21 protein-coding genes are annotated in these 25,802 nt (G+C 50.6%); 6 read left to right on the top strand and 15 right to left on the bottom strand.

The features are described 5' to 3' along the window. Positions 1–194: 194 nt before the first annotated feature. Positions 195–953, top strand: coding sequence for a 2-phosphosulfolactate phosphatase (locus FGI41_RS00800; protein WP_139488007.1), 759 nt, complete (start codon positions 195–197; stop codon positions 951–953). Positions 954–1,050: 97 nt separating this feature from the next. On the opposite strand, the gene FGI41_RS00805 is transcribed toward FGI41_RS00800, so the two are convergent. The 3 genes from FGI41_RS00805 to FGI41_RS00815 form a co-directional block, all read right to left on the bottom strand. Beyond that, positions 1,051–1,683 carry an Imm26 family immunity protein gene (locus tag FGI41_RS00805; protein ID WP_176560052.1) on the bottom strand — a complete coding sequence of 211 codons (633 nt, stop codon included), beginning with the start codon at positions 1,681–1,683 and terminating at the stop codon, positions 1,051–1,053. Between the two features lie 31 nt (positions 1,684–1,714). Beyond that, entirely contained in the window at positions 1,715–7,426 is a 5,712-nt protein-coding gene (locus FGI41_RS00810) for a DNRLRE domain-containing protein (protein ID WP_139488009.1), read from the bottom strand. Between the two features lie 254 nt (positions 7,427–7,680). Next, positions 7,681–7,884 carry a cold-shock protein gene (locus FGI41_RS00815; RefSeq protein ID WP_139488010.1) on the bottom strand — a complete coding sequence of 68 codons (204 nt, stop codon included), beginning with the start codon at positions 7,882–7,884 and terminating at the stop codon, positions 7,681–7,683. A gap of 421 nt (positions 7,885–8,305) precedes the next feature. Here FGI41_RS00815 and FGI41_RS00820 point away from each other — a divergent pair, with 421 nt between their 5' ends. Continuing rightward, positions 8,306–9,241 (top strand): GNAT family N-acetyltransferase, encoded by a 936-nt coding sequence (locus FGI41_RS00820; protein ID WP_139488011.1) that lies wholly within the window; start codon positions 8,306–8,308, stop codon positions 9,239–9,241. Between the two features lie 565 nt (positions 9,242–9,806). Here FGI41_RS00820 and FGI41_RS00825 read toward each other — a convergent pair. The 3 genes from FGI41_RS00825 to FGI41_RS00835 form a co-directional block, all read right to left on the bottom strand. Beyond that, positions 9,807–10,637, bottom strand: a complete 831-nt coding sequence (locus FGI41_RS00825) for a DUF5995 family protein (RefSeq protein WP_176560053.1) — start codon at positions 10,635–10,637, stop codon at positions 9,807–9,809. 9 nt (positions 10,638–10,646) lie between these two features. Further along, the gene (locus FGI41_RS00830) at positions 10,647–11,210 is read right to left on the bottom strand and encodes an LOG family protein (protein WP_139488012.1); all 564 of its coding nucleotides are present in this window, start codon (positions 11,208–11,210) and stop codon (positions 10,647–10,649) included. Positions 11,211–11,276: 66 nt separating this feature from the next. Next, positions 11,277–11,486, bottom strand: coding sequence for a hypothetical protein (locus tag FGI41_RS00835; RefSeq protein WP_139488013.1), 210 nt, complete (start codon positions 11,484–11,486; stop codon positions 11,277–11,279). Positions 11,487–11,652: 166 nt separating this feature from the next. On the opposite strand from FGI41_RS00835, the gene FGI41_RS00840 reads away from it, so the two are divergent. Next, a complete protein-coding gene (locus FGI41_RS00840; protein WP_255298248.1) occupies positions 11,653–12,411 on the top strand; it encodes a pyruvate formate lyase family protein in 759 nt (252 codons plus the stop codon). Between the two features lie 186 nt (positions 12,412–12,597). On the opposite strand, the gene FGI41_RS00845 is transcribed toward FGI41_RS00840, so the two are convergent. After that, positions 12,598–13,998 (bottom strand): cytochrome P450, encoded by a 1,401-nt coding sequence (locus tag FGI41_RS00845; protein ID WP_139488015.1) that lies wholly within the window; start codon positions 13,996–13,998, stop codon positions 12,598–12,600. A 124-nt stretch (positions 13,999–14,122) separates the two neighbouring features. Between FGI41_RS00845 and FGI41_RS24680 the strand changes: the two genes are divergently transcribed. Together FGI41_RS24680 and FGI41_RS00850 are read left to right on the top strand one after the other, a co-directional pair. Next, the gene (locus FGI41_RS24680; RefSeq protein ID WP_176560054.1) at positions 14,123–14,269 is read left to right on the top strand and encodes a hypothetical protein; all 147 of its coding nucleotides are present in this window, start codon (positions 14,123–14,125) and stop codon (positions 14,267–14,269) included. Between the two features lie 67 nt (positions 14,270–14,336). After that, positions 14,337–14,630 (top strand): hypothetical protein, encoded by a 294-nt coding sequence (locus tag FGI41_RS00850; RefSeq protein WP_139488016.1) that lies wholly within the window; start codon positions 14,337–14,339, stop codon positions 14,628–14,630. Between the two features lie 112 nt (positions 14,631–14,742). Here the strand turns inward: FGI41_RS00850 and FGI41_RS00855 are convergent, their stop codons facing one another. The 4 genes from FGI41_RS00855 to FGI41_RS00870 all read right to left on the bottom strand — a co-directional run bounded on the left by FGI41_RS00855 (position 14,743) and on the right by FGI41_RS00870 (position 19,583). Then, positions 14,743–15,678: an acetamidase/formamidase family protein gene (locus FGI41_RS00855; protein ID WP_139488325.1), complete on the bottom strand. Its 936-nt coding sequence runs from the start codon at positions 15,676–15,678 to the stop codon at positions 14,743–14,745. A gap of 24 nt (positions 15,679–15,702) precedes the next feature. Then, positions 15,703–16,059 carry a hypothetical protein gene (locus FGI41_RS00860; protein WP_139488017.1) on the bottom strand — a complete coding sequence of 119 codons (357 nt, stop codon included), beginning with the start codon at positions 16,057–16,059 and terminating at the stop codon, positions 15,703–15,705. 121 nt (positions 16,060–16,180) lie between these two features. Continuing rightward, the gene (hrpB, locus tag FGI41_RS00865; protein ID WP_139488018.1) at positions 16,181–18,823 is read right to left on the bottom strand and encodes an ATP-dependent helicase HrpB; all 2,643 of its coding nucleotides are present in this window, start codon (positions 18,821–18,823) and stop codon (positions 16,181–16,183) included. A 211-nt stretch (positions 18,824–19,034) separates the two neighbouring features. Further along, complete coding sequence (locus FGI41_RS00870) at positions 19,035–19,583, bottom strand: hypothetical protein (protein WP_139488019.1); 549 nt, start codon at positions 19,581–19,583, stop codon at positions 19,035–19,037. Between the two features lie 207 nt (positions 19,584–19,790). On the opposite strand from FGI41_RS00870, the gene FGI41_RS00875 reads away from it, so the two are divergent. Continuing rightward, a complete protein-coding gene (locus tag FGI41_RS00875) occupies positions 19,791–20,567 on the top strand; it encodes a DUF4230 domain-containing protein (protein ID WP_176560055.1) in 777 nt (258 codons plus the stop codon). Between the two features lie 230 nt (positions 20,568–20,797). On the opposite strand, the gene FGI41_RS00880 is transcribed toward FGI41_RS00875, so the two are convergent. From FGI41_RS00880 to FGI41_RS00895, 4 genes are all read right to left on the bottom strand, one after another. Then, positions 20,798–22,078 carry an MDR family MFS transporter gene (locus FGI41_RS00880; RefSeq protein ID WP_139488021.1) on the bottom strand — a complete coding sequence of 427 codons (1,281 nt, stop codon included), beginning with the start codon at positions 22,076–22,078 and terminating at the stop codon, positions 20,798–20,800. A gap of 197 nt (positions 22,079–22,275) precedes the next feature. Further along, a complete protein-coding gene (locus tag FGI41_RS00885; protein WP_176560056.1) occupies positions 22,276–23,601 on the bottom strand; it encodes an NAD(P)-binding domain-containing protein in 1,326 nt (441 codons plus the stop codon). A 380-nt stretch (positions 23,602–23,981) separates the two neighbouring features. Continuing rightward, complete coding sequence (locus FGI41_RS00890) at positions 23,982–24,647, bottom strand: hypothetical protein (RefSeq protein WP_139488023.1); 666 nt, start codon at positions 24,645–24,647, stop codon at positions 23,982–23,984. A 192-nt stretch (positions 24,648–24,839) separates the two neighbouring features. Beyond that, positions 24,840–25,802 carry an L-threonine 3-dehydrogenase gene (locus tag FGI41_RS00895; protein WP_139488024.1) on the bottom strand — a complete coding sequence of 321 codons (963 nt, stop codon included), beginning with the start codon at positions 25,800–25,802 and terminating at the stop codon, positions 24,840–24,842.

Consider the following 25,802-nt stretch of genomic DNA (forward strand, 5'->3'; position numbering starts at 1 on the left):
ATGATATTGATTATGATTGAACCTACCATGTTCTATTTTAGCATGGGCGTTTTTGGAATTCAATACATAACCCGACTTATTTTGCATGCTTAACGGAGACGCCCACCAGCGCCTCCGTTTTTTGATGTTGTTTTTGATTAAGCGACGAACCCACATCCCACCACTCAAACCCTTATGCCTAGGAGGTTTTCTGAATGTTTGATCAATCCCCGTATGCTTGCCGTGTCGAATGGGGCCAGCACGGAGCCAGAGAGGCCGCAGATCGCGGTGATATCACGATTATTGTGGATGTGCTGAGTTTTTCATCGACCGTGGTCACAGCAGTCAGTCTCGGAGCGGTGATCCTGCCCTATCCGCCGCCATTAAACGAACAGACCCAAGCGTATGCTGACCAGATGGGGGCTGAGCTGTTGTTTGGCCGTGCAGAAGCGGCGAGACTTGGACGACCCTCCCTCTCCCCTGTATCGTTCGGTGCGGAGCAAGCAGGTAAAAAGCTGGTACTCTGCTCACTCAACGGTGCGGCCTGCACATGGATCGCACAAAAGGTTCCCGCCCTCTTAATCGGCAGCCTGCTCAATGCTTCCGCAGTCGCCACTGTAGCCAACCGATTACAGCAAGAGACCGGGGCTACTATCACAGTAGTGCCATGCGGCGAAAAATGGGATGCCCCTCGCGATGGTGAAAATGGCTTGCGCCCCGCTCTCGAGGATTATCTCGGAGCCGGAGCGATCCTCTCCAAGCTCGATGGAAGCAAGTCACCGGAGGCTCTGGTATGTATCGGAGCATTCCAGCAGGCCCAAGCCAATATCGCGGAACTGCTCTGGGAATGCGGCAGCGGTCGGGAACTGCGCGAAAAAGGCTTCGGTGATGATGTTCGGCATATCGCACGATTGGATGTGTATGAGACGGTGCCGAGACTGGTAGGTGAGCAGTTTGTTGATTGTTCTCAGTAAGAAATCAGTCATGCGGTAGATAAAAGGATAAAAGAAGAACCGGGTACAGATGGAATTCTATGGATTCCACTGTACTCGGTTCTTTATGTTGGTAGGGTTATTCTCTTTTGCTGTCTTGCTCTTGTTCTACTATGCCTATTCCTGCTCGATCGTCGCTTGATTCAGCAGATTGTGTCGATGCCTGGGTATCTGGTACATTTGGTGCTGCCACGCCGCCTGTACCTATCCATTTTTGCGGGTCGAAGCGAAGCTCCTCGTACTCCTCCTCCCACGGTCCACCAGCGAACCTCGCCTGAGCAATTCCATCAAAAGCATGGGAGGAATAAGACTCAGGATACGTCAGTTCATCCAGGTCTTGTGGAGTGGCATCCCGGATCACTTCTCCCTCGTAATCAATGACCTGTTCGGGGCCTCCGATATTCTCGGGGCCGGTCAGATACTCTGGATACTTGATAGACGGCAAAGCAACGTCTGTGTTGCCCAGAATCACCCAGTCCCCGTCTTTGATCGACTCATCATCGAGATGGGCAATCGCAAGTACCGGTTGACGGATCAATCCTGTGATGTCGTGGTCTACTCCCTCTAAGAAGACATCAAACAAGATATACAACTTTTCATAGGTTGCAGAGGGACGGTCTGAGACGACCTGCCCAAAGCAGTAGTGTCCTTCCTTCACTGGGATGGCAAAGACATCTCCTGCCTTTGGTTCATGCTTCTTTTTTCGAGCCACAGACATGTTCCTTTCTTTGAGACGGTTTTCATCAGTATTTTACTTTGGTTTCGCCGTAAGAGAGTCCTAAATCCTTCCAATACTTCGGTGCGATTGAGTTAATCTTATTTTGCAGCTTGCTTTTGCCGCCGTGCTTATTGATATAGTACTGTTCCCAGTAGCGTAATTCGCTAAGCTTAATTCTATCTTTTAGCACCGAATATTTGTAGTACTCCCCGGCTTTTTTACCATTGCGGTCATGTGCCGCTCTGCGCTTTTTGAAGGTTTCGTTATTATTGGTTTTCCCGACGTATTTTGCCCCTATATTTTTGCCATTTTTCACGGTGCGCAGATAAATAATACCTGTTTTCGGGTCATTATTTTTGCGGTTATTTTTGACCAGTGTGGCTGTGTTGACAATCGCTCCGGTAGCGGAGAGGGCCATCCCTACCGCGATCAGATGCTCGGCCGCTACGGCTCCACCTACAATCAACGGGATAATGTTGCCGCTTGGGTCGGTGAACATAACCGGATTGTTGTGTGTGTAGAGGTAGAGATGTTGGCTTAATGGCTCGTGCTTGGCACCCGTGACGGTATCCCGTGTGGTAAAACGACCTGTGTTGGCATCATAGTGACGGGCACTCAGATAGTAAAGGCCTGTTGCTTCATCATAACGGTAGCCTGCATAGCGGTACGGATTGCTTGCTGCCAGTTGTCCGGACTGGGAAATGATATTCCCCCAAGCATCGTACTCGTACTCGGCTGCGACTGCACCATTGGCATCAGTCAGCTTGGTGACATCGCCGTGACCATTGAGATGATAGTAATAGGTGACACCGTTTTTGGTAAGTGTCAACGGGTTGCCTTCTGCATCCCATGTGTAGGAGGCTGTGATCGTGCCTGCCGCATCTGTTTCATAGAGAACCTTGTCACCGCTGTAGGTGTAGTTCGTCGTACCCGCCGGTGTGCTCATCTGGATGCGGTTGCCGTCTTTGTCATAGGCGAAGGTTGCGAGGCTTACCCCCGCTTTTGTCTTCACTTCGACTAAGCGGTTTTCTGCATCATAGCTGTAGGTTTTGGTTCCGTCAGCAAGCAGATTCCCGTTGGCATCGTAGCTGTACGCTTGTCCATTGACGGCTGTCAGTTGGGTTGCAAGGTCGTAGGAGTAAGTCGTGACCGTGCTGGTTGTGCCTTTGGTGACGGTCTTTCTGGTGCGGTTGCCGACGCTGTCATATTCGTAGGCAATTGTCGTCCCGTCGTTGAGTGTCTCTTTGGTGAGCTGATTGAGTGCATCGAATTGATACTGGATCGTGTTGGTACGGGTGGTGACGCTTGCGATATTCCCCGATTCATCGTAGCCGTACACATACGAATCCAAAAGATTGCCGGATGCATCATAGTTTTTCACCGATTTGATCCGGTTGGTATCATCGTACTCGGAAGCGGTGTAGGTCTTATTTCCTTTCATGGTGGAAATCAGATTGCCGCGTTCGTCATAGATGAACTTACCTTGTCGGACGCCATTTTGAGTTAGAGTTGTGACTTGGTTGAGCGAATTGTACTCATATTGAGTGTTCAGGGACGTGCTGCCCGCTGTCGCTGTGACCGTAGCCAGGTTGGAGTTGTTATCATAGCCATAGCTGAGTCGGTTTTGACCCGTTGCCTGCTCGGTGATCCGGTCGTTTTTGTCGTGAATGTAGCTGGTCACCTTGCCGGTTGGCACATGGGTGATTGAAGTGGTGTTTCCATTGGCATCATACGTGAACGCCCACTGCTTCACACCGTTGTAAGAGACGTTGTCAATGCGGTTCATCGCATTAAGTGAGCTGCTGACCGTATTGCCGTTCGGGTAGGTCACGTTGGTCAGGGAACCGTTTTTGTTGTAGCCAAACACGATACTCTGGTTCAGCGGGTTGGTGATTTTGGAGACATTGTCAAATTCGTCGTACGCATAGGTAGTGACAGCTGACTTCGCGTTGGTGACGCTTGTCGTGTTGCCCATCCCATCATAGCTGTACTTGGTGACGCCCAGATTGGCGTCGGTCAAGCTGGTCAGTCGGTTGAGCGCATCGTACGCGAATGTGGTCTGCTTGCCTTTTGAATCTGTGATGCCGATACGGTTGCCGGCCTCATCATAATTGTAGGTGATGGTGCGACCGAGTGGATTTTTTACACTGGTGGTGTAATTGCCAGTGGCATCGTATCCATAGAACGTATGGGAGGCGCCCATCTCCATACGGATCGCATCAAACCAAGCTGTCCCTGTCTGGTTGTAATAATAGTAGAAAACGTCAATCGACTGGAACGGCTTGGTCGGCTTTACCTCTGCGGAGACATGCTGCCAGCCGGAACGTGTCTTGCTGAAGTAGTTGGCGTTACTCCAATCAATCGTACCATCTGTATGATTGACCGCTACTTGTACTTGATAGAGACCGCCGTTGATGTTCGCCCCTTCTTGTTTGGACCAGCCTGAGAGGGTCATCGGGGTATTGGCGTCGCCGGACACAACGATCCGTTGCTTGATAAATTTGTTTTTGCCGGCTTCTCCTGTCAACTGGAATGACTTGCTGCCTACATAAGCGTCTGATACCAGCTTGTCATTGGCAACCACATTGGAGCTGACCTCCCAATTGTCCGGAATCAAATCCTGATTGGTGTCGCGCTCCATGCTGCTGTTGTCGACCAGATTGTAAGCACTGAGGACGCTGCCTTTTTCCAACTGAATGCCGTCAAAATAGGCGGTTCCTGTCCCTGGCTCCAGTCCGACAGAAACACGGATTTTGGCAGTATTGGCCGGGACCTTGTCGATGGAAGCCTGGATACGGGTCCAATCATTCGTGCCGACAAGCGTGTAGGAAGTATGTTGGCCCAGCCAGTCATCTGTTGACGTAAGGAACTCCAGCTTGATCAGTGATTTTCCGGTTGCGGCTGCTGTCTTCACATAACCGCTGACCACATAGGATTGACCCGTTGTGTATGGGATCAGGCTGTTAGACATCACAACAGCCCAGCCGGTTGGATTGGAGATGCTGATCGATTTGTTCCCAAATTTAGAAATGGAGCTCAGGCCAAAAGTGGCTGTTTTTCCGGTTTCGGTAGCATTCCACCAGCCATCCGGCCAGTTATCTGCTGTCTTGTCCAATTCAAAGCTCGAGTTGCTGATCTGATTATCGGCTGCCGACATCGAATGCGTGTCATACAACATATTACCGTTCGAAGCATAACGGCTCGCTACTGTCTGGGTGTTGGAATCGATTGCTTCGGTCTGGTTGTTGCTGTCGTCATAATCGTAATCGTTCAAATTGCCGTTGGGGTCCTGTTCACGGGTCAGGTTATTCTGGGTGTCATAGGTGTAGTAGGCTGTCTGATTGAGCGGCTCTTTCACACTCGTGATATTACCGTCTGCATCATAGGTATACACGTAGGTTTCACCGGTGCCCGCTTTATTGGCATTGGCATGAATCACTTGGGTCAGATTGTTGTTATTGTCATAAGCATAAGTGACCACTGCTTTATTCGCTTCATCCAGTGGATTTTCCGTGGTCTGTACGATGTTCCCGTTCGCATTGTAGCTGTAGTCGACACGACGTCCCTCAGCATCCGTCACAGAGGTCACAGAGTATGCCGGATTATATGCGTAGGTGACGGTACTGATCTGACGTGTACCGTTGATCGTGATCGGTCGGCTGACACTGCTTACACGGTCAGAAGTGTCGTAAGCGTAGGTGGTCGTGTTGCCCCGAGCATCTTTTTCCGTTAAAAGATTGTGATTGGCATCATAGGTGTAGCTGGTGATGTACCCGGCCTGATCCGTCACCGTGACCAAATTGCCCTGGGTGTCATACCCGTAGGAAACGGAACGTTTGGCAGGGTCGGTCACACTTGCCAGATGCCCTGTGGACGTATAGCTGAAGGTGGTAACCAGATTTCCCGGTTTGGTCACAGAAAGTAGCTTGCCATCGGTGCCATAGCTCAACGTGCTTTTATTGCCCGCAGAATCCACCATCGAAGCAAGGCGCCCTGCTGTGTTGAAATGAAGCTTGGAGCTGTCCGGCTGTTCAAGCGTGTAGGTTCCATCCGCATTTTTGGTGAGGTCCACATTGACACCGCCGTGAGCGGTATAGCCGCCACTCGGATTTTGTCCGAAGAAGTGGCTGGTCCCATCGCCGTCAATGAAGGTGATCGGCCCAGTCCCGGCATCGATCAGGCGGGCATCCAGGTTGTTGCTCCAGCCATAGCCGAATGTACCTGCCGTCTCTGAGCTGCGGCTGTTATACGTACGGGTGACATCCGTGGTAAAGCCACGGCCTGCCACAGAGACATCTGTTTCTCTCAATGCCAGGTTCCCGTTGGCCGGGTTCACCTCGTCTGTCGTATTCGTCCAATAATCCTCAAATCCAATCCCATCTACGCTATACGTAATGGAGAGACGCGGGGTGTTGTTGCTGCTGTTCACTGTGTTAAAAGAACGATAGGTTGAGGTAGTCTCATTCTGCTGTTTTAACATGATGCCGTAGTTCGGCTGTTTGCCCTGATACCAGTCCTTGACCAGCGGGGTGATATACCATTGCCAGTAGGCTTGCGAGGTGCTGCTGGTTACCGCAGATTCTGCCTGAGCCCCAATGGCAGGCTGGGTGTTCCATGTCGCTGTGCCAAGCCAGTCACTGTTCACACGGTACAGCTCTACGGTTGCAGTCGTGCTGTCTGTTTTATTCTGATACGCGTTAAACGTAGCGCTCTGGATCTTGCTTGCGCTTGGCAAGCTTGGCAGATACAGCTGAAGCAGGGAACGGGTCGCACCATAATACGTATGTGCCCCTGTATTCATGAAGGCTTCGGCTGAGTAGACAGATGCCGGGAAGGTACTGGAGATGAATTGATCTCGGATGACATCCCAGCTATTGATCGTAGGGTCAATCGTCACCGGATAACGCGTGGTACTGTCCTTCAGGAAGGCTTCGTCCGCCACGACATCCACATAGGTTTTGCCGCCAGCTTTGCGCAGCTTCAATTGAACCTGATCGGAATACTTGCCATTGGCGTCGACCATATATGGCTTGGCCAATGACCAGAGAATCTGTCCCTTGGCATCCTGAAACACAATCGTGCCGTCTGCCTGTACCACTTCCTTGATCCCGCGCAGGGACATCTCGAAGCTGAAGGTCTGTCCTGGTGTGTAGGATTTCAGGATGATGTCTTCCTTGACCCCATCGGCCAGTACACGGTAGCGGACATCCGCATTCGGGAACAGCTCAGGGTATGTCACTTCATCGCTTTTCACTGTGGCTTTGGAGGTTTTTGCACCGGCTGGAATCAGTCCGAGCCCTTTGCCGTTCTCTTCGACTGTTACCAGCTCACCATTGCCGGAAGCACTGGCAAATGTACTGGCAAAATCGTTGGCAGCGTTGGTGAATGAGCCTCCTTTTGCCGAACTGGATTTCAGCGTTTTATCGATTTTCTTCCATTTGTGATCGGTTTCGTCCTGATAGAACTGTGGTTCCAGAAAAATCTCTTCGGTAAACGTGCCATCTGGATTCAGATAACGGGTAGAGTATTTCGTTCGCTTTCTGGTCAACTCCAGCTTAGAAGCCGGCAATTTATTGGGGAGATCACCGATGTCAGCTTGGGGAGTTTGTTTCTTCACGGCCCGTTCCGATTGACCGGGGGCCGCGCTGACGATCGGCGTGGAGATCAGATTAAGTCCAAGTGCTGCAGAGAGGAAAATAGATAAACGACGAGTCCAACGTCGTGGAGTTTTACTCATTTTGTTCTCCTTTCACTGAGAAACCTTTTAATCAAAAAACTTTTCCCATGATAACAACCCTCCCTGGCCTGCCGATAGATGGTCTTCGTGGTAACGTTGCCGTCTGCTGGAAGCCCATGTCTTGAACGAGGTATCTTTTATAATGAAAAAAGACGCCCTGATTGGCGTCTTTTACCTGTGCCTGATACGTGATTGAGAGAAAAACAAAAAAACCGCCCCATCAGGAGCGGTTCTTTCCTAGCAGTCGTGTAAGACTACAGTTTTACAACGTTCTCAGCTTGTGGACCACGGTTGCCTTGAACTACGTTGAAGGAAACGCGTTGGCCTTCTTCAAGAGTTTTGAAACCGTCGCCAGTGATTGCGGAGTAGTGAACGAATACGTCGCTGCCGCCTTCAACTTCGATAAAACCGAAACCTTTTTCCGCGTTAAACCATTTTACTGTACCAGTTGTTTCCATGAGTAGGACCTCCAAGAAATGTTATTAATATGCTACTAGTATTTACTCAGTAAATAAAAATTCACATATTAGAAAGGATACCAGGTGGCACTTAATCCGGAATTGATAATCCTTTGTAATATGTGAATTATTAAATCCATCGTATGAGGTTTTTATATTGGTTATGGAAAGATTTTTGAAATCTCAAAGCAACGAAAGCCCTACCTCTCTTCCATCCTTGCGGCTCCTAGACCGCGCCAGTGTGAGTTGAGGTGACAAAAATAGAAGGACTCTGGTTTTATCGTTTTCGCTTGTTTATTCATCTTACGTTATTTGGTTTAGAAAGTCAAGTCGATAAGAGAGTTCTGGATTTACAAGCGAACATTACCAACCTATAATATCTTTACCTAGATATAGTATAACCACAAATAGGAGAGTTTATATGAACAATCTCAACTTTTTTTCCAAGTATTCTTCTGATCAGGATATGCGGGAGCGTCTGTATCCGTTGTTTGATGCGGTATTTGGGATTCCAGTGGATGTACTTCGGGATTTTTATGCGCGTGGCTTTTGGAATCCGAGTTATCAGCCCTACACACTTTTCGATGGAGAACGTGCGGTGGCGAATGCCTCGATGTTTGATATGCCGCTTGTGATCAACGGAACGCAGATTCACGCAGCAGGCATCCAGTCGGTCATGACCCATCCAGAGTATCGTGGTCTAGGCTTGATGAAGCAGGTGTTTGGCAAGATGCTTGAGGAGATCGATGAGCAGTATGAGATCACTATTTTGATGACGGAAAACCCTGCGTTGTATACGCCGTATGGATTCCGTACGGTACAGGAGCATTATTTTACGGCAGCGGCTCCAGATGAAGCTTCTGTTGAAGCTGCTGTGCAGGAACATCGTTCGCTACTACATAACGGTTTATCGACAAATCAATATGCACGTAAGTTAGAATTTTTTGAACAAAATGATCTGCGGATCGTGCGTGAATGTTTTGACGGGCATCAGCCTCTCTCTAAGCGGTTTGCCCCTGTTTCACATCAGCCTTCTTTTGCGTTGAATATGTACAATCCTTATTATCAGGCAAAATTGTACTTCTCTGAGGACTACAACAGTCTACTCATCTTTGATGTCGATGGTGACACACTCCGATTGTTTGACGTGATTGGCCGGAAGTTGCCTGCGATTGAGCAGATTTGTTCTCAGATTGAGGAGCCGTTTAGCCAGATCCAATTTTATTTTGAGCCGGATGCGCTTGGTGTTCGGGCGTATGAGACGGTGCCGTATGAGAGTGGCAGTCATCTGATGGTCAGAGGGCGATTTGATGTGGAGGGACAGCCGTTCAAGTTGCCGATCACGGCGGCGTTTTAGAAAAAGGGTGCTTGCTCCGGCAGGAGCGCGAGGAGCATCTGTTTTCCAGTCGCCTTTCCCTCTCTTCGTTCGGCCGGTCTCCTTGCAAACAGATGCTCCTCACGCTCTAGCGGGTCAACGAACCTTTATTTAAAAAGCGCTTAGGGTATATGAATGCTGTTGTCGTCATCTCCAAGCTGGAGCACTTGGGAAGAATGTCAAATACCGCTATCCACTATCTACTATCCAATATCAGCTCCATAAAAAATGGTCAGCCAGTATAAGATCTGGCTGACCATTTTTTATGGAGCGTATATGCAAACCATCTCCTGCTGTACCAAACCAAATCAAACAGGAAGCCAATCCGATCCATTACTTTTCTACTCTAACTGTCACATCCAGAGATATTGGGTACCCCAACTATTACCTCTCCGCTTTCTCTATCAAATCAGTAGTCTTTTCTTTTCCTCCCACAACCATATCTTGGCTGCGAAGAGCGAGAGGATGAACGGTTTGTAAGGAGACCGGCCGAACGAAGTGAGGGAAAGGCGACTGGAAAACCGTTCATCCTCTCGCTCTCACCCGCCTAAACCGCCGCAGATTGGCTAGGCTTGTCCGGATGATTAAAAGGAACAACGACCGCTTTACGATTAAGCATCTGAATATTACGTACAATATCACTCGATTCACGCAGGCGGATGACCCATAGACCGAAGCGTAAAAGGAACCCCGGCGGCTTGGCTACGATCTGTCCAAGCAGATCCATCTCGATGTCTTTTACGGAGATCTCAGCATGTTGCCCAGAAGCGTCAGCCGGCGCAAGCTTGAGCGCGAAATCCCATGCGAAGTCGCGGGCTTTTTGCATGCTGAAATTGACGATGGCATCGGAAGCTTTGGGGCTGATGTGGTCAAGCAGGTTAATCCACGGGGACAGCTCATTGATCTCGGACTCCACCTCATCAACCAAGGAAGCGAGAATCGTGTTGATCGCCATGAAATCGTCGTGCAGTGACTCGATCTGATCTCCTGGACATGTCTCTGCCGCCGCGATGCCCAGATCGAGATTGATATGGGCGTTCATGCCAAGCAGCAGGTGTTGCAGGATGATTTGCTGTTTCTGCTCGGCTGCCCGGAAGGCGACCAGCCAGCTCTTGCTGCAGGGCTTTCCGTTCAGATAAGCATCGAGGGCTGTCAGGTAGCGGTTGGCAAAGATCACGTCGAGACGCTCCATGCGTGGGCCGTCCTGGAACTGACCTTTGCTGATCCCCTCCTTGACCTGCACAGTAACTCTGCGGTACAGCGCGGCGAAATAGCCAAGTCTGCTTTTTTCGGAGATCGACCACGCGATCACCTCGTCTAACTGTTGAATCACTTGATCGATGGTCTGTGCGCCGCCTGTTTGTAATGGTCTCGTCATAGGTTGCATCTACTCCACAACCAGTTTGCCTGTCGGCGGGACGAAGGCAGCCATTTTATCGAGGAGCGATGCAGGATCGGCGTCCACGATGATAAAGCCCATCGATTCAGCAGGAACGAATTCTTCCTCGATCGCGTGCTCTACCAGCCGGACAAGCGGATCATAGAAGCCTTCGACGTTGAGCAGGCCGACCGCTTTTTTGTGAATGCCGATCTGGGACCAGGTGATGGCCTCAAACAGCTCTTCAAATGAGCCAAAACCGCCGGGAAGCGCGATAAAGCCGTCGGATAGCTCGGCCATCATAGCTTTTCGCTCATGCATGCTTTCGGTATTGTGAAACTCGGTTAAACCGGAGTGTCTTTGGGTGAACAAGCCTTTTGGCATGATCCCGATGGCTTTGCCGCCCTGGGACATGACGGTATCAGCGACGGCTCCCATCAGTCCGACGCTGGCTCCGCCGTAGACGAGCTCAAGGTTACGCTTGACCAATTCTTCCCCCAGCTGTTGGGCTGCTGTACTGTAAGATGGACGTTTGCCCGGTCTGGAACCGGCATAGACGCAGATTCGTTTCAATGGTTCTCCCCCTCTTCTTTGAAAAGGAAGAAGCTACCGTCAGTACTTGGTAGCTTCTCCGCAGTGTTACACACCCATGCGTCTGCGCTGGTTGTTTTGCTTTTTGGTTTGCTGGCTTTTCATCATTTGATTGCCGGCACGTTGATTCGTTTGCGCATTGGCATTGGTTTGCGCTTGCTTTTTCTCAGCCAGCTTGCGCATCATGGCTTCTTTGAGGCTTACTTTGCCTGTGGATTCTTGCACTTCGGCAGAGACGGATTTGTTTTCTTCTGTCATGCGGATGCAACCCCTGTCTTATACGTTTCTGCTCTATTTTACAACCAAATCGAGCAAGAAGAAAGTCAACATTCCTGATATATTACAAAGAATAGTAAGACTATTGGATAGCGCCTGCTTTGGTTCTCCCGCTTTCTTTATAAAAAAATAATCTTATCGTCCTTTCTTGGAAGCGACCCAGCTGCTTTTCACCATGCATAGCTGTCTCCACCTGACCGGCGAGCCTGTGGCGATTGGCCGATTGGATCAGCTGCTCTACCCGTTCTTCTTGGCAGACAACATCAGTGAAGCCAAGGCACAGGAGATCATCGAAGAAGCGGCAAAAGCAATCCTCAGCGGCGGTGCCCACCCGATCCTGATCCATGACGACCGTCTCGTCGAAGGCTTGAAAAACAGCGGTTCCCAAGTCACTCTGGCCAGTGCGCGTGACTATGCCTGCGACGGCTGCTATGATCCGATGTTTGCCGGTCAAACGGAGTTTGCCTTCTCCAATGTGCCGATGCTCAATGCGTTCGAACATACGCTCAACCAAGGGACGGCCTATGCGTCTGCGGGTCCAGTGTTTTTATGTGGTCAAAAGAATTCTCTGCGTACTCCGCATCCGTCCCAGATCACCACGACAAACGCCTCCGCAGTGCGCCAACCGCGTCCGACTTCAGCCCGATCCCTGCTCCACAGGATCTGCCTGCCGAACCTGCGTTCCGCAATATCTACCAAGCGATGTCTAGCTGGGACAATGAGTGGATCAACCAGCATATCTCCAACGCGGCACCAGTCGACTTATGAGCAAGCCGCTCAAAATGCACAGAGATATGACCTCGTGCGTGTGCGCATGGGTGACTGGTCTGAGTTCTTCATTGCGATGCTCCCTGAGCATCAGAAGCAGCACGAGCGCCGTCCATATTTTACGGCAGAATCAGAATAGAAAAAGAGATAACCGGAATTTTGATTAGGGAGTAGGGTAGGAGAGTATAGATAAAAAAGAGCAGGTTGCCTGTTCACGTTCTTCAGACGTGGGGCTTCCTGCTCTTTTGGTTTTGGTCTTTTTCTTGAAACGCAAAAAAGCGAAGAATCCACTGCGATTGACAGAGTGGGTTCTTCGCTTTTTTGCTCAATTAGTCTTTTTCCCCTGTCGCTTCTCCACCCGCATCATCAACCCATGTTTCATTCTCGGCGTCAAATCTGGAACCGGCACAACCGGTGGATGATTCTCTGCCAGACGCAGACGGTATCTCTGTCCCAATACAGCCAGCAACAGCACCATTTCCATCATCGCAAAGTTATTGCCGATACACGTCCGCGTCCCCCCGCTGAACGGGAAATAGGCAAACCTCGGAATACGCTTGCTCTCCTCGGCCCCGAACCGCTCTGGGATAAACTTCTTTGGATCGCTGAAAAAGGCTGGGTGACGGTGGATGACCCATGGTGACATGACGAAGATCGATTTTTTCGGGAAGAGGTGACCGCCTACTTCTACTTCGCTGTAGGCTTCACGCATGATCGTCCAGGCCGCCGGGTACAGGCGCAGGGCCTCCTGCACGATCTGCTGGGTGTAGGTCAGCGCTGGGAAATCGGCAAACGTAGGGGTCCGTCCCCCCAGCACCTCGTCTAGCTCCTGCCACATTTTCTGCTCCGCTTCAGGGTTTTGGGAGATCAGATACCAGACCCATGACATGGAGACAGCTGATGTCTCATGCCCTGCGATCAGGATGGTTAGCAGTTGGTTGCGAATCTCGTAGTCGGTGAGTGGACGGCCATTCTCCTCATCGACGGCTTCGAGCAGCATGGCGAGCAAGTGGTGTTCTCCGGTATGGGCTCCAGCTTCGGTTTTGATTCCAGCTTCGGCGGCTTGCTCCTTTTGCTTGCGCGCTTCCTTAATCAAGGTGTACATCGCGTCATCCAGCTCACGTACGGCTGCTTGGTGTTTGCGGTTTTGTCTGGTAGGGATGAACTTCGGCACCTGGATGAACGAGAAAAGACGCTTGGAGGTAAATTCCAGACAGCCCTCCACCGCTTTGCCGATCCGCTCGGTTCTGTCGCCGAAATCAGTGCCCAACATGGTTTTGTTAATAATCTCCAAGGTCACGTGCATCATATCGTCGGGGATGGGCCTAAGGCCACCTTCGCTCCACGCTTGACCGAGCTTGTCCGCGTATTCAGTGACGATGTCGGCATATCCGGCAATTCTCTGTTTATGAAAAGCAGGCAGCATCATCTTCCGCTGTACATCATGACGCGCCCCTTCTGTCGTGAGCAGACCGTCCTCCACCGTCAGTTCGAGAATACGAGACGGGCGTCCTTTATGAAATTGACTCTCTTTGGTGACCAGAATCTCGCGCACCACCTCGGGGGAATTGATGATATAGGTAGGCTGTATGTCGCCTGGATATAGCTTGACCACATCAGCCAGATTACGCAGGCTAGTCAGGTATGCCATCGGATCATTCATAAAACTTCGAAAATTGCTGATAAGCGGGCCTTTTAGCTGAACTACTTTTGTTGTCGTCGTCATAGATGGGTCTCCTCATGCTTCCTCATGCTGCAAATGCGATTATGTTCCATGTACTAGTAAATGATGCCTATATTGTAAACGATGCGGTAGGAAATGAACATAGGTAGCAATAAGGAGGTAGTTCATGATGAAAAAGAATGCGATTGTCGGTCTTCTGGCTATTGCGGCATTCCTTGTTCCAACCACTGTTACTCCAACGACTTTTGCAGCGAGTGAGAAAACCATCAAAACGGAAGCAACTGGATGGAGACGGTTACTACTATTAAAATAATTGGTGATTTTTAGAAAAATATGTAATATAATCAAGTTGTGTTTTTAACGAAGGAGGTTGGTCGTTCATGATGAAAAAAAATCTTATCTTAGGTCTTCTGACTGTGGCAGCGCTCGTTGTTCCAACCGCTATCACTCCTACAACTTATGCATCCAATGAGAAAACCACCGAATTTGATCAATCACCATGCACCATGTTTGTGACATGGAAAGTCGACTTCCCTGGTGGAGTGCCTGATGATTGGTACTATGTCAGTGTCCACGAATATGGTGGCTACATTCCGCTTACTGCATGGGACCCAGCAGCTAAGGTCGCGACATACCAAGGCGACATTTATCACATCGGTTGCCCTCAGCCATAGAGATAAACAACTCCAATAGGTTCGGGTTAACAACAAAAAGAGGCAGATCCAGATTGGTATCAACTACCACTGGGTCTGCCTCTATTCGTTTTTACGATTCAGGTGAGTCTGTCTACGAACGGCTCTGTCCGCTACATGCTTGCGGGTCAAAACCCGCCTCTGTCGCGTAACGGATCTGCAATTCCATCCGGGCTGTTTTTAACGGGTTGACCACTTGGCAGATCCGCAAGTCACCTGCCGCAGAGAGCAGGCAGGTCGCCTCGTGCATCCCAAGACCCAGCTCATCAGCTAAAAAGTGTACCATGTTGACGGTGGCACGGTTGGCAGCTGAATCGAGATCTTTTGCTGAGGCGATCGTGATCAGATGCTCGTCTGTGATCAGCATCGGGAGCGGCCAGGGCTTTTCTGTGTCTTTTGCTTTGACCACATCAAGCTTGACCGTGACCTGACCTGCGATCTCAACACCACAGATTGCCACTTCCCCGTCCGCCATCGCGGCATGCAGGTCACCGAGCGCAAACAGTGCGCCAGGGACGTTGACCGGAAGCAAAAGAGTGGTGCCTTCGCGGATTTGTTTGCAGTCCATATTGCCGCCATGCTCGCCCGGCGAACCGCAGGAGACAGAACCGGACGCGGGTGCTGTACCGATGACGCCGATCATCTTTTGCAAGGGAACTTTGAGCTTGTCTGTGAGAGCAGCGTAACCATCCTCTATGTTCACGATGCGAATATTGATATTTTCCAGTTCATGTCCCATCACACCGCGTCCGGGGCCGGTGACCATGACGCCCTGGTTATTGATCTCGATGGTTTTAATATGTACGACGAGGATATCGCCAGGTTCTGCCCCTTCGACATACACCGGACCGGTAGCTGGATTGACCCGCGACATGTCGACTTGGGAAAAATCAGAGTCGGTCGAGACGATCTGATCAGAGTAGCAGTCACGGGTCTCCAGTTGGATCGTGCTGCCTGCGGGGACGGTCAGCGCAGGCGGATGGTCTGGTGACATGGCGTAGATCAGGTGTTCTTTTCCGAGGTGGTACATGTGTGACATGCCATTACCTGCTTTCTATGGTTCTATGTGTTGATGGAAAATGTGCTGCATCTGCCTGATTAACTTTGACGCAAGACTCATCATACCAAGCATATCAGCCAGATTGTCCCCGCTCTCTTCATATGGAACCCCAAACACATCCAAAAGTTCAGTCAGAGCGAACGTCTTATGCGGGTTGGCGATCGAGGTCAGCTCGCACCATTTGGTTCCCCGATCCATCGTAAAGCGTACCTCAACCCCGATGCGATCCGAGGTCAGGATGGCGTAGATATTGCCGAAATACTCGGCGTCGTATTGCCATTTTTCGATGTGGAATAAGCCGTCGTTGGTCAGCTCTTGCAAGGTGGTTTGGATTCTTTCTTCTACAGTCATGAGTAACTCCCCCCTTGTTGGATTATCTTACCAATCGTTGCCCTTCGTCAATGAGCGATTTAAAAACGTTGCCATTTGGGGTGGAAGTGTCTAAGAGAAACGGTCTTCCTTTATTCAAAATCTACGTCGTCCTCGGCTTCGCGCGATTCGTCGCCACCGCACTCAACGGATCATCCGGCCAGTGATGCTTCGGGTATCTCCCCTTCAAGTCCTTTTTCACCTCAAAATACGTGTTCTGCCAAAAGCTCGCCAGATCTCGTGTCACCTGTACCGGACGATGCGCCGGAGACAGCAGATGGATCGTGAGCGGTACTCTCCCCCGTGCGATCCGCGGAGTTTCTCTGCATCCAAACATCTCCTGCAGACGGACGGCCAAGACGGGATTCTGCGGGTCACTGTAATCCACCGGGATGCGGGAGCCGCTTGGGACAGTGATGTGCGTCGGAGCATGCTCGTCCAGCTGCTGTTGCTGTTCCCAGGTAAGACCTGCTTTGAGTGCCTCTGCGAGATGGACACGCTGGAGGTCGTCACGGCTTTTCATCCCATAGAGATAAGGAGCGAGCCAATCGGACAAGGTCGAGGTCAAGGCTTCGTCCGATACATCCGGCGACTCGGCGTCATGCTGGTGCATGAAGTGAAGGCGTTGCTGGAGCTGGCGGGTGGTTTTGGACCATGGCAGGATGTCCAAGCCCTCTGTCTGGATGCCTTGCAGGAGTGCGGTCACTACGTCGTCGGGGTCGGGACTTGGCAGTGGCGCGTCTTTTAGCATCAAGGCTCCCAGCCGTAATCGCTTGCGTCCACGAACAGCTTGTGCGGAGCGATCCCATGCGATGACTGCTTCGTCTTGGATCTGGTCTGCAAAATGCTGCTCCAGCTCGCTTCTGTCGACGGCTGCGGCCAGAAAGATGCGGCTCTCCGCACCTTGGTCATCCAGCTCGACAGCGACCAAGTAAGGCTGATTGGCCAGCGGCTGCTGCTCGGTAAAAAAGGCTCCACGCCCGTTGCGCAACAAATAGCGCTGACCGTCCCGGCGTTGAGCGATCCGTTCGGGGTAGGCGAAAGCGAGCAGGAGACCGCAAAAGTGCAGGTCTGCAGAGGAACCCGCATGGATAGCGTTAGACTTGTCTTTTGCAAGAACAGGCTTACTAGTGTCAGCAGATGATTCAAGCGCTGTGAGGCTTTGCTTTAACCGTTGACTCTCCGTAACGATCCTGCGTAATGCTCCAGTGTCAACGGTATCGCCCATGGAGCCAACCGTGGAGAGTCCGTCTCCATCTTCCACTGTTTTTCCATGGTTTCCTCCAGTCTTCACCGCACCTCTTGCTCCTCCTCTCCCCTCCGCCTTACGCAACACTTCCACACGCATGCTGATATCCCGATTCGGCTCGGCACGATCTACTTTGACAAAATCACGCTCACTGAGAATCGCGGCCAGTTCACACGCCAGACCACCCAGCCCGAGCGGTATTGCTTTGAGAATTATATGGGCGAGTCTCGGTTGCAAGCCCATCTCCACAATACGTCTGCCATGATCGGTAACCGTCCCGGCTGCATCCAAGGCCCCCAACTGTTCCAACAGCTGACGCGCTTGGGAAAAGGCGGCTTTGGGCGGTGGATCAAGCCAGAGCAGCTCTGACGGGTCTGCCACACCCCAGACCGCCAGCTCCAATGCGAGCGGTACAAGATCGGAATCGAGAATTTCGGGCGTGCTGCGGGCGGGGAGCATCCGGTCTTCCTGCTCTGTCCACAGGCGGTAGCATACGCCAGGCTCCAGACGACCGGCACGGCCCCGGCGTTGGTCAGCAGAAGCACGCGAGACCGTCGTCGTCTCCAGACGGGTCATCCCCGTGCGCGGGGAAAACCGGGAAACACGCGCAAGTCCGCTGTCGATGACCACCTGCACGCCTTCAACGGTCAAGCTCGTCTCGGCGATCGAGGTGGACAGTACGACTTTGCGCACGCCAGCGACACTTGGGGCGATCGCGGCATCTTGGGCTTCCTGCGGCAGATTGCCATAGAGCGGAGCGATCCGCACCTGTTTTTTGTCCATGATCTCGTGCAGTCTCTTTTCTACCCGATGGATCTCCCCTGCACCCGGGAGGAATACCAGCAGATCTCCCTGGTCTTGGGCAAGTGCATTTTGGATGGCGCGGACGACGGCGGACTCGATCGGCTTGTCTTTTTCCAGCGGTCGGCTCAGATAGCGGGTCTCCACCGGATAACTGCGTCCCTCGCTCGTGATGATCGGGGCATCGTCTAGCATCGCGGCCACCGGTTCGGCTTCCAGTGTCGCAGACATGATCAAGAGACGCAGGTCATCACGCAAAATCGCTTGAGACTGCAACGCCAGTGCCAGCCCCAGATCGGATTGCAGACTCCGCTCGTGGAATTCGTCAAAAATGATGATTCCCACATCCTCCAAAGCCGGATCAGCCTGTAACAGCCGCGTCAATACGCCTTCGGTGATTACCTCGATGCGGGTCTTAGGCCCGACCTTGGTATCATTACGGACACGATAGCCGACCGTCTCCCCGACCTGCTCTCCAAGCGAGCGGGCCATGTAGCGTGCGGCAGAACGCGCAGCCAGCCGACGCGGCTCCAGCATGAGAATCCGCCGGTCGCCAAGCCATGGCTCGTCCAAGAGCGCCAGTGGGACACGGGTGGTTTTTCCTGCCCCGGGAGCGGCGATCAGCACGCAGTTGGGGTGGGTGTGGAGCGTGGTGGTCAGCTCCCCCAATATAGAATCAATTGGCAGTATTGTCATTGCGATCACTCCATACATTAAACATACCCAGCAGGTCTTTCCTGCTAGTTATTAGCTGGTTAGCCAGAGGCAAAAAGCCAAAACGACCTGCGCCAGCCGCAAGTCGCTCATCGTACTGACAGTTCCACGCCATCAACGTTAATCCCTTCATACAGATTGAAAAAATACCTCATTGCCTTACCTTTGCCCAACAAAAAAACGACCAGCCCCATCACCGGTCGTCCTTCCCCAGCCGCCCCAATCCACCATACCACAGCCGTTCATTTGCCTTTTCCTCCACCCAGCGGACGCGGTCACAGATCGTCTCCATCAGCCGTTCGAGATCATCCTCCAGCGTCTCCTGCTGAAAAGTAAAGACCATCTCGCAGCACTCCTCATCTGCTTTATGCCACTCGAGGTGGTATCCGTCCGCCTGATCTACCACCAGCCTCCGTGCTTCGATGGTAGCTTGCAGGTTGAACAATCCGTCCCACTCCTGCGCTGCGTACGTGGTCGTCACCTGCACCTGAATCGCTTGCCCCTCGGGGTGATAGCGGAGCACGACACAATCCTCTTTATAGAAGCCCGCACCTGATCGCAGCTGATCGAGCAGTCGAAACCCAACTCCGGCAGGCAGATCTGCAGGCTTTAATCCCGTGACGAACTGACCTGGTATAAGGAAATGACCATGCTCGTCACAGGTTAATTTCTCACCGAAAACGAGAACGTCCAGCCCACCATCGTTGCTGTCATCCTGTCGTTTTACAATCTCAACAAACATCTTCCGTACACCTCCTACAGCATTCAGTATGGACGTGCCTGTTACTGACCAAACGCGAAGTGGTCATTTTGAATTCCTTATGATATGCCAACAAACCGCAAAAAGTGATGCCTAACGACAAACATCAGGCTGACGGAAGGATTGTCGAATTTTGCGTTGAATATTTATACAATCATACACATGTGCCGATACGAAAGGAGAATCGGGATGAAACCAGACACAGGCAAACTGTTGGGGCAGCTGGAAGGGGTTTTAGAACAGTTGAAAGAGGCAGAACAACAGACCTCTGCCACGATGGCCTCTGATTCTCACTCTCACCTGTTGCCGCCAAAAGACGATCCCCATCCCACTGATCCTTCTCACCCCACTCCCTCTGCCCCGTTTCTGACCAAACGCAGGCTCGCCTATATGCTTGGCACTCTGTTGTTGCTTCTTTTGGCCGCTTTTTTATTTACGGCTCTGTTGCCCAAGCCGATTCATGATACAGAAGTGTTCGTGACCGAGCTGAAGGAGCTCAACCATCTCTCTACCGCCGAGGCGATCGTGATGACTACGGTCGAGGGGGAGGATCATAAGCTGTTTGGACGTGACTTGCCGTTTCATCTGCCTGGGACACAACGCTTCTATTTTCTGGTGGTGCCAGCCAAGGTGACAGCTGGAATTGATCTTAGCAACATTAGCCAAGATGATATCTCGATTGATCATATAAACAAAACCATCCAGCTACAGCTTCCCAAAGCCACCATTCAAAATCAATTGATCCAGCTGGACAAGGTAAAGATCTTTACCGATGAAGGGTTATTCCGCTCCACCACTACGGTTAAAGAGGGCTTATCCTTTATCTCTAATGAAGAAATGACTCGCAAAATCAACAGGGAAGCGACTGATGCAGGTCTTTTGCAATCGGCTGAGAAGCATACGGAAGAGCTGTTGCAGCGTTTTGCGAAGCAGATTGGATACGAGATTCAGGTGGAATTTAAGTAGAAGTTGGTAAGCATCAATTCAACCACTCGTTACTGTTACGAAGCTGTACGAGGGTGGAGAAGGATGTAAGCCACAAGCAATAGCGACACCCGTGCTAATGATCTTTAGCTGGGTGTCGCTATTTATTAGTGTTTAAGTGGAGTGAAATGGAGTTGTACTGTGAATCTACTCTTTTCAAGTGCTTGTTTTCAAAATAGACTGAGCGTTACCCGCTCTCTTCCCACCTCTTCTTAGGCACCTGAGCCCTCCGTCGCAGCCTGCGCTTGGTCTGCTGCGATTTTACGGAACAAAACCGTGAACAGATAGATCGCCATCATCCCCGACAGGAAGAAGATCGTCCCCATCCCTGTCGCAGATACGAACGAACCCACCGTGACGGCAAGCGGGCCTGTCATCTGGTTGACCGAATTCGCCATTCGGTTAAACGCCAGGTAGGTACTGCGGCTCTCACCCGGTATCAGACGGACCATCACTGTCTGTTGGACCGGTACCCAGATGAGCTCGCCTGCGGTAGCGAGGAACATTGCTACAAAAAGAATCCACGGCTGGTTCAACACAGCACACAACGCATAGCCCACCGTATAGGTCACGATGCCGAAATACAATGTGTGCTGCTCGCGAAAACGCCGGATCAAGAATGGGATCATGAGGCCAAGAACCGCGACCAATAGAGCATTTTCTGAGCTGAGCACACCATACATCTCGATTCCGTCTACTTTCAGCTGCCAGCCTTGCCAACTTAAAAGCTGCTGTTCTCCGAATTGTTCCGCCAGCCGCACGCCGATATAGCTAAACCCCATATTCTCAATAGCACCATTGAGAGTGGCTGCCGCACAATACAGCAGAAAGATTTTGTTCGCAAGCACCGACTTATACGAAGCAAGCGAGGCGAATGGATTCGTGATACCTGTTTTCACCTGCTGCACAGTGGCAGTAGGCTGATAGGTTTCTTTAATGAAGAACAACAGCAACCCGATCGCCATGAGCGAGACACAAGCCGCTCCGATGAAAATCTCAAACCGATATGACTGGAAGAAAAATCCTCCGACGATCCCGCCGATGAGCATGGTCACATTCCATGACCAATAGTTGAGCGAGTAGACGAATGGACGGTTCTCATTGGTTGTACAGTCAACTATCATCGCTTCATTGGCCGGTGACGAAATTCCCCAGACGATGTTGATCAGCATCATCATCAGATAAGTAACGACAGGCATCTCCAGCCAAGGTGAATTGACGATGACCAGTCCGATCAAGGCCAAAAAACGCAGACTCTCCGCTGCCAAAATGATTTTTCGTCTGCCAATTCTGTCAGCAAGCGGCCCCCCGTACATTCCCGCGACAATCCCTACCCCAATGTTGACGGCCAAGAGAATCCCGGTTATCGCTGCCCCGAATTTCTGCGCAAAATAAATCGCCATAAACGGGTAAATCATGTTACCCAGCAGATTGCCAAGGAACATCTCATAAAAACGGATTTTGATGTTCGCATGCAAATCACGGAATCTCATTCGCTCCCCACGCTTTCCTTATATAGTTGATTTTTTAGACGAAAATCTATATTACATAATTTTGGGACTTTTAGCAATTCTTTTTTTGCTCTTTTCTATTGGCGAAAAAAAGAAGAACATCCCGATGCGGCAAGAAGCCGGGACATCCTCCTTTGAAGGTGAAGGTGATGTAGTTGGGAACCGTTTGTCACGCCAACTTATGCCGTGGCATAGCTGCTGTTCCTCTGCTGATCACTCATTTGCTCAAGTTTATTAGTTTCCATAATATTTTTATGGTTAACTAATTGAGCTTTCTCATGCATCCTCTCCGCAATATACTCCGCATCGGGTCCGACCCCGATAATCAGCGGTGATTTTTGCTTATGCAGCCAAGGAAGACCGACGAAATAGAGTCCTGGTGAACCGGTCACACCCCGCTCGTGAACCGGGAAGCCTTTATGATCAAACACCGGGACATCAATCCAGCTGTAGTCCGGCTTATAACCAGTCGCCCAGATGATCGTCGTAATCCCCTCTTCGATCAGGTCGAGTGCACGCACCGTCTCAATCTCATCGGTGGCCAGCTCTTGGTCGCGCTGCATCAGATCATCCTCGGGCACATCCAGTCCGTGCTTTTGCACATAATCGTCAACCCTTTTCATGATAGTCCAAGCGAATTGGTCGGCTTTATCCAGATTGTCCTGCAAATCATCTGCGAACACGATCCGCGTCCCAGCCGCATCCTGAAAACGGCCTACCAGCTTGATCCCGTCCCGGGCAAATTGACGGAGGTTGATCTCCTCCCCGCCGTTTCTCCCTGATGTGTGCGGTGTGCAGGCGGTGCGTGCTTTTGCAGATGGGAGCATGTCTGGGGTGCGCTCGTAGAGGCCCATTTGGTTAAACCACCAGATTCCGTCCTTGCCCCGATAGGTTCGCGGGCATCGTCCACAGCTGCTGACTGCCAAAAATACGTTGCGCCCTGCTTCGTGGAGCTCCTTGGCGATTTGAGAGCCGGACTGCCCTGTCCCGATCACCAATACATTGCCTGCCGGGAGCTTGTTAGGATTTTGATAATGGCTGGAGTGTATCTGCTGAACCTGCTTGGTGATGGCTTCGCTCAGATACGGGATTTTTGGCTGTTGGAAAGCGCCGGTGGCGATGATGACATGGGATGCTTCATATGTATGTTTGTCCGTTTCGACGAGGTAGGTGTTGGGTTGGTGAGGGGCGATCCCGACTTTGTGCACAGCTTCGTAACGAACCGGGGCATCGATCAGCGAGGCGTAATGGCGCAAATAGATCACCACATCATCCCGTGTCAAAAAACCGTCCGGATCATTGCCTTGGTACGGAAAACCCGGCATCTGCAGCATCCAGTTGGGTGTGACGAGGTGAAACGAATCCCAGCGCTTACGAAGCCATGTCTCTCCGATCACGCCTTTTTCCAGAATAATATGAGGACGCCCCTGTTTGGTCAGATGGTAGCTCATCGCCAGACCAGCTTGTCCGCCTCCGATGATGACCGTATCAATTTCGTGTCTCATCAATTCCGATTCCCCTTTCATTACATTAGGTTTTAGTTATTAATCGTTTATCCTGATTGAATAAATGTCAGTTTTCAAACATCTGTTTAGTGTCATCATAACGGGTATTCGACAGGAAATGGAAGTTAGTAAAGTGGGGGGATTTTTGAGCGGGGATGTTCGGGGGTTTACTGATTAAGTTTAACAGCAATGATTTATCTAAAATGAAAAATCCCCAATCGTCTCGTTTACGATGGGGATTTATAATACACTTATCATGCTTTACTTGCTATACCACCAATATCCAAGTAATAAAACAGCAATAGCAAGCCAGAAAATGGACTGTTTATATGCGCTTCTATTATGGTTAGGTTGCTTCATTCTAAACACCTCTCTTGAAGTTAACAAGCGGAATACCACCGTGTCGGGACATACATAATACAATCGAGATAAACTCCACATCCCTTATCTTGTCTGATAAAAGCCCAGACACTTAGCCCTGCTGTAGCTGTAATAAAGCTGGTAAGCCACCCTGGTGGAGTAATAGCGAAATAACTTAACGTTGCACTAAGCGCAGCATTGAAACCGGCAACTCCCGCTCCATATAAAGCAAGATTACTGTTTAATTTTTGAACGAATGCGTGAGACCAGTACATTCGAAGTCCCCACCAAGTAAACTCGTAGTCAAATGTTCTTTTCTTATTAATAGATTGTATCATAAAACCCGTATTATTATTGCCAGTTTGGTTTCGAGGTACCAATACTTTCCCATTCTCAGGGGATACGATTAGCTCTTTTCTCAGTCGGTACACTTCTTTATTGGTTTGCTTCAATATCTTTTTTATCTTTTTAAGTTCCACCGCTGTTAGATACTTGCTTGCATCTGATTGTAATTGATATTGTTTCTTCCCTGGTTCAAGCCTGACATATGGGTCTGCGATTTTAAGAAATGCTTCGTCAGTTTCGATCTTAGTTGACGCCATGGCTACTTTAGAAGTAATCGGAAAAATAGTCATAATAGTAATAAGAGCTGCACAAAAAATCAAAATGATATTTCTTCTTAACACTATTTCGTCTCCTCTCATGAAGTATGTGAAGTCCTCAGCCAACTCCTAACTCCATCATAAGATCTTAACGGTGTTATTTCATTATGAAGGGAATGTCATTTTAGTTCAGAACATAAAAAAGACCAAAAATCCATCTACGGACTTTTGGTCTTTCTTCTATTATATAAGGGAAGTATGGGGAAAACTCAGTTCCTAGCTCGCCTTCTCTACCAGCTTCTGACGCAGTTTTTCCAGCATGTCGCGGGTCATCTTATCGAGATCGTAGTCTGCGGTGAAGCCCCACTCTTGCTTGGCTGCGCTGGCGTCGATGGAATTCGGCCAGCTGTCCGCGATGGCTTGACGGACTGGGTCCACATTGTAATCCATCGTGAAGGTTGGGATGTATTTTTTGATCGAAGCGGCCACTTGCTCCGGCTCGAAGCTCATCGCGGTGACGTTGAAGGAGTTGCGGTGGATCAGCTTGCTTCCGTCTGTCTCCATCAGGTTGATGATCGCGTTGAGCGCGTCTGGCATATACATCATGTCCATATATGTGCCTTTGCCGATGTAGGAGGTGTACTTGCCGTCCTGCACAGCTTTATAGTAGATTTCTACCGCATAGTCGGTCGTGCCGCCGCCTGGAGGAGTCACATAGGAGATCAAGCCAGGGAAACGGAGACCGCGGGTGTCGACACCGAATTTGTGGAAATAGTAGTCGCAGAGCAGTTCGCCTGCTACTTTGTTCACGCCGTACATGGTGGTTGGGCGTTGGATCGTGTCTTGCGGGGTGTTGTCTTTTGGTGTGCTTGGGCCGAATGCGCCGATGGAGCTTGGGGTGAAAAATTGGCAGTTCAGCTCACGGGAGACTTCCAGTGCATTGACCAGACCACCCATGTTGAGATTCCAGGCGAGAAGCGGTTGGGCTTCCGCTGTTGCTGACAAGAGAGCAGCCAGATGGATTACGGTATCCACTTGGTATGCTTTTGCGATGTCAAACATTCTCTGGGCATCGGTTACGTCAAGCACCTCGAATGGCCCAGATTGCACGATGATGTCATCTTCCTTTTTACGGATATCGGTGGCGATGACATGATCTGCTCCGTAGACGCTGCGAAGTTTGGTTGTAAGCTCAGAGCCGATTTGACCGAGTGCGCCGGTCACCAAAATTTTTTTCAT

The sequence above is a fragment of the Brevibacillus dissolubilis genome (assembly GCF_006170445.1).
GTDB lineage: Bacteria > Bacillota > Bacilli > Brevibacillales > Brevibacillaceae > Brevibacillus_B > Brevibacillus_B dissolubilis.

What these genes read in the sequence shown, in the direction of transcription:
- FGI41_RS24680 (WP_176560054.1), top strand. Translation starts at nt 14,123, where the DNA reads ATGATGAAAAAGAATGCGATTGTCGGTCTTCTGGCTATTGCGGCATTC.
- FGI41_RS00835 (WP_139488013.1), bottom strand. Translation starts at nt 11,486, where the DNA reads ATGACAGAAGAAAACAAATCCGTCTCTGCCGAAGTGCAAGAATCCACA.
- FGI41_RS00880 (WP_139488021.1), bottom strand. Translation starts at nt 22,078, where the DNA reads ATGAGATTCCGTGATTTGCATGCGAACATCAAAATCCGTTTTTATGAG.
- hrpB (WP_139488018.1), bottom strand. Translation starts at nt 18,823, where the DNA reads ATGACAATACTGCCAATTGATTCTATATTGGGGGAGCTGACCACCACG.
- FGI41_RS00860 (WP_139488017.1), bottom strand. Translation starts at nt 16,059, where the DNA reads ATGACTGTAGAAGAAAGAATCCAAACCACCTTGCAAGAGCTGACCAAC.
- FGI41_RS00885 (WP_176560056.1), bottom strand. Translation starts at nt 23,601, where the DNA reads ATGAGACACGAAATTGATACGGTCATCATCGGAGGCGGACAAGCTGGT.
- FGI41_RS00815 (WP_139488010.1), bottom strand. Translation starts at nt 7,884, where the DNA reads ATGGAAACAACTGGTACAGTAAAATGGTTTAACGCGGAAAAAGGTTTC.
- FGI41_RS00870 (WP_139488019.1), bottom strand. Translation starts at nt 19,583, where the DNA reads ATGTTTGTTGAGATTGTAAAACGACAGGATGACAGCAACGATGGTGGG.
- FGI41_RS00810 (WP_139488009.1), bottom strand. Translation starts at nt 7,426, where the DNA reads ATGAGTAAAACTCCACGACGTTGGACTCGTCGTTTATCTATTTTCCTC.
- FGI41_RS00800 (WP_139488007.1), top strand. Translation starts at nt 195, where the DNA reads ATGTTTGATCAATCCCCGTATGCTTGCCGTGTCGAATGGGGCCAGCAC.
- FGI41_RS00820 (WP_139488011.1), top strand. Translation starts at nt 8,306, where the DNA reads ATGAACAATCTCAACTTTTTTTCCAAGTATTCTTCTGATCAGGATATG.
- FGI41_RS00825 (WP_176560053.1), bottom strand. Translation starts at nt 10,637, where the DNA reads ATGACGAGACCATTACAAACAGGCGGCGCACAGACCATCGATCAAGTG.
- FGI41_RS00875 (WP_176560055.1), top strand. Translation starts at nt 19,791, where the DNA reads ATGAAACCAGACACAGGCAAACTGTTGGGGCAGCTGGAAGGGGTTTTA.
- FGI41_RS00855 (WP_139488325.1), bottom strand. Translation starts at nt 15,678, where the DNA reads ATGTACCACCTCGGAAAAGAACACCTGATCTACGCCATGTCACCAGAC.
- FGI41_RS00895 (WP_139488024.1), bottom strand. Translation starts at nt 25,802, where the DNA reads ATGAAAAAAATTTTGGTGACCGGCGCACTCGGTCAAATCGGCTCTGAG.
- FGI41_RS00845 (WP_139488015.1), bottom strand. Translation starts at nt 13,998, where the DNA reads ATGACGACGACAACAAAAGTAGTTCAGCTAAAAGGCCCGCTTATCAGC.
- FGI41_RS00850 (WP_139488016.1), top strand. Translation starts at nt 14,337, where the DNA reads ATGATGAAAAAAAATCTTATCTTAGGTCTTCTGACTGTGGCAGCGCTC.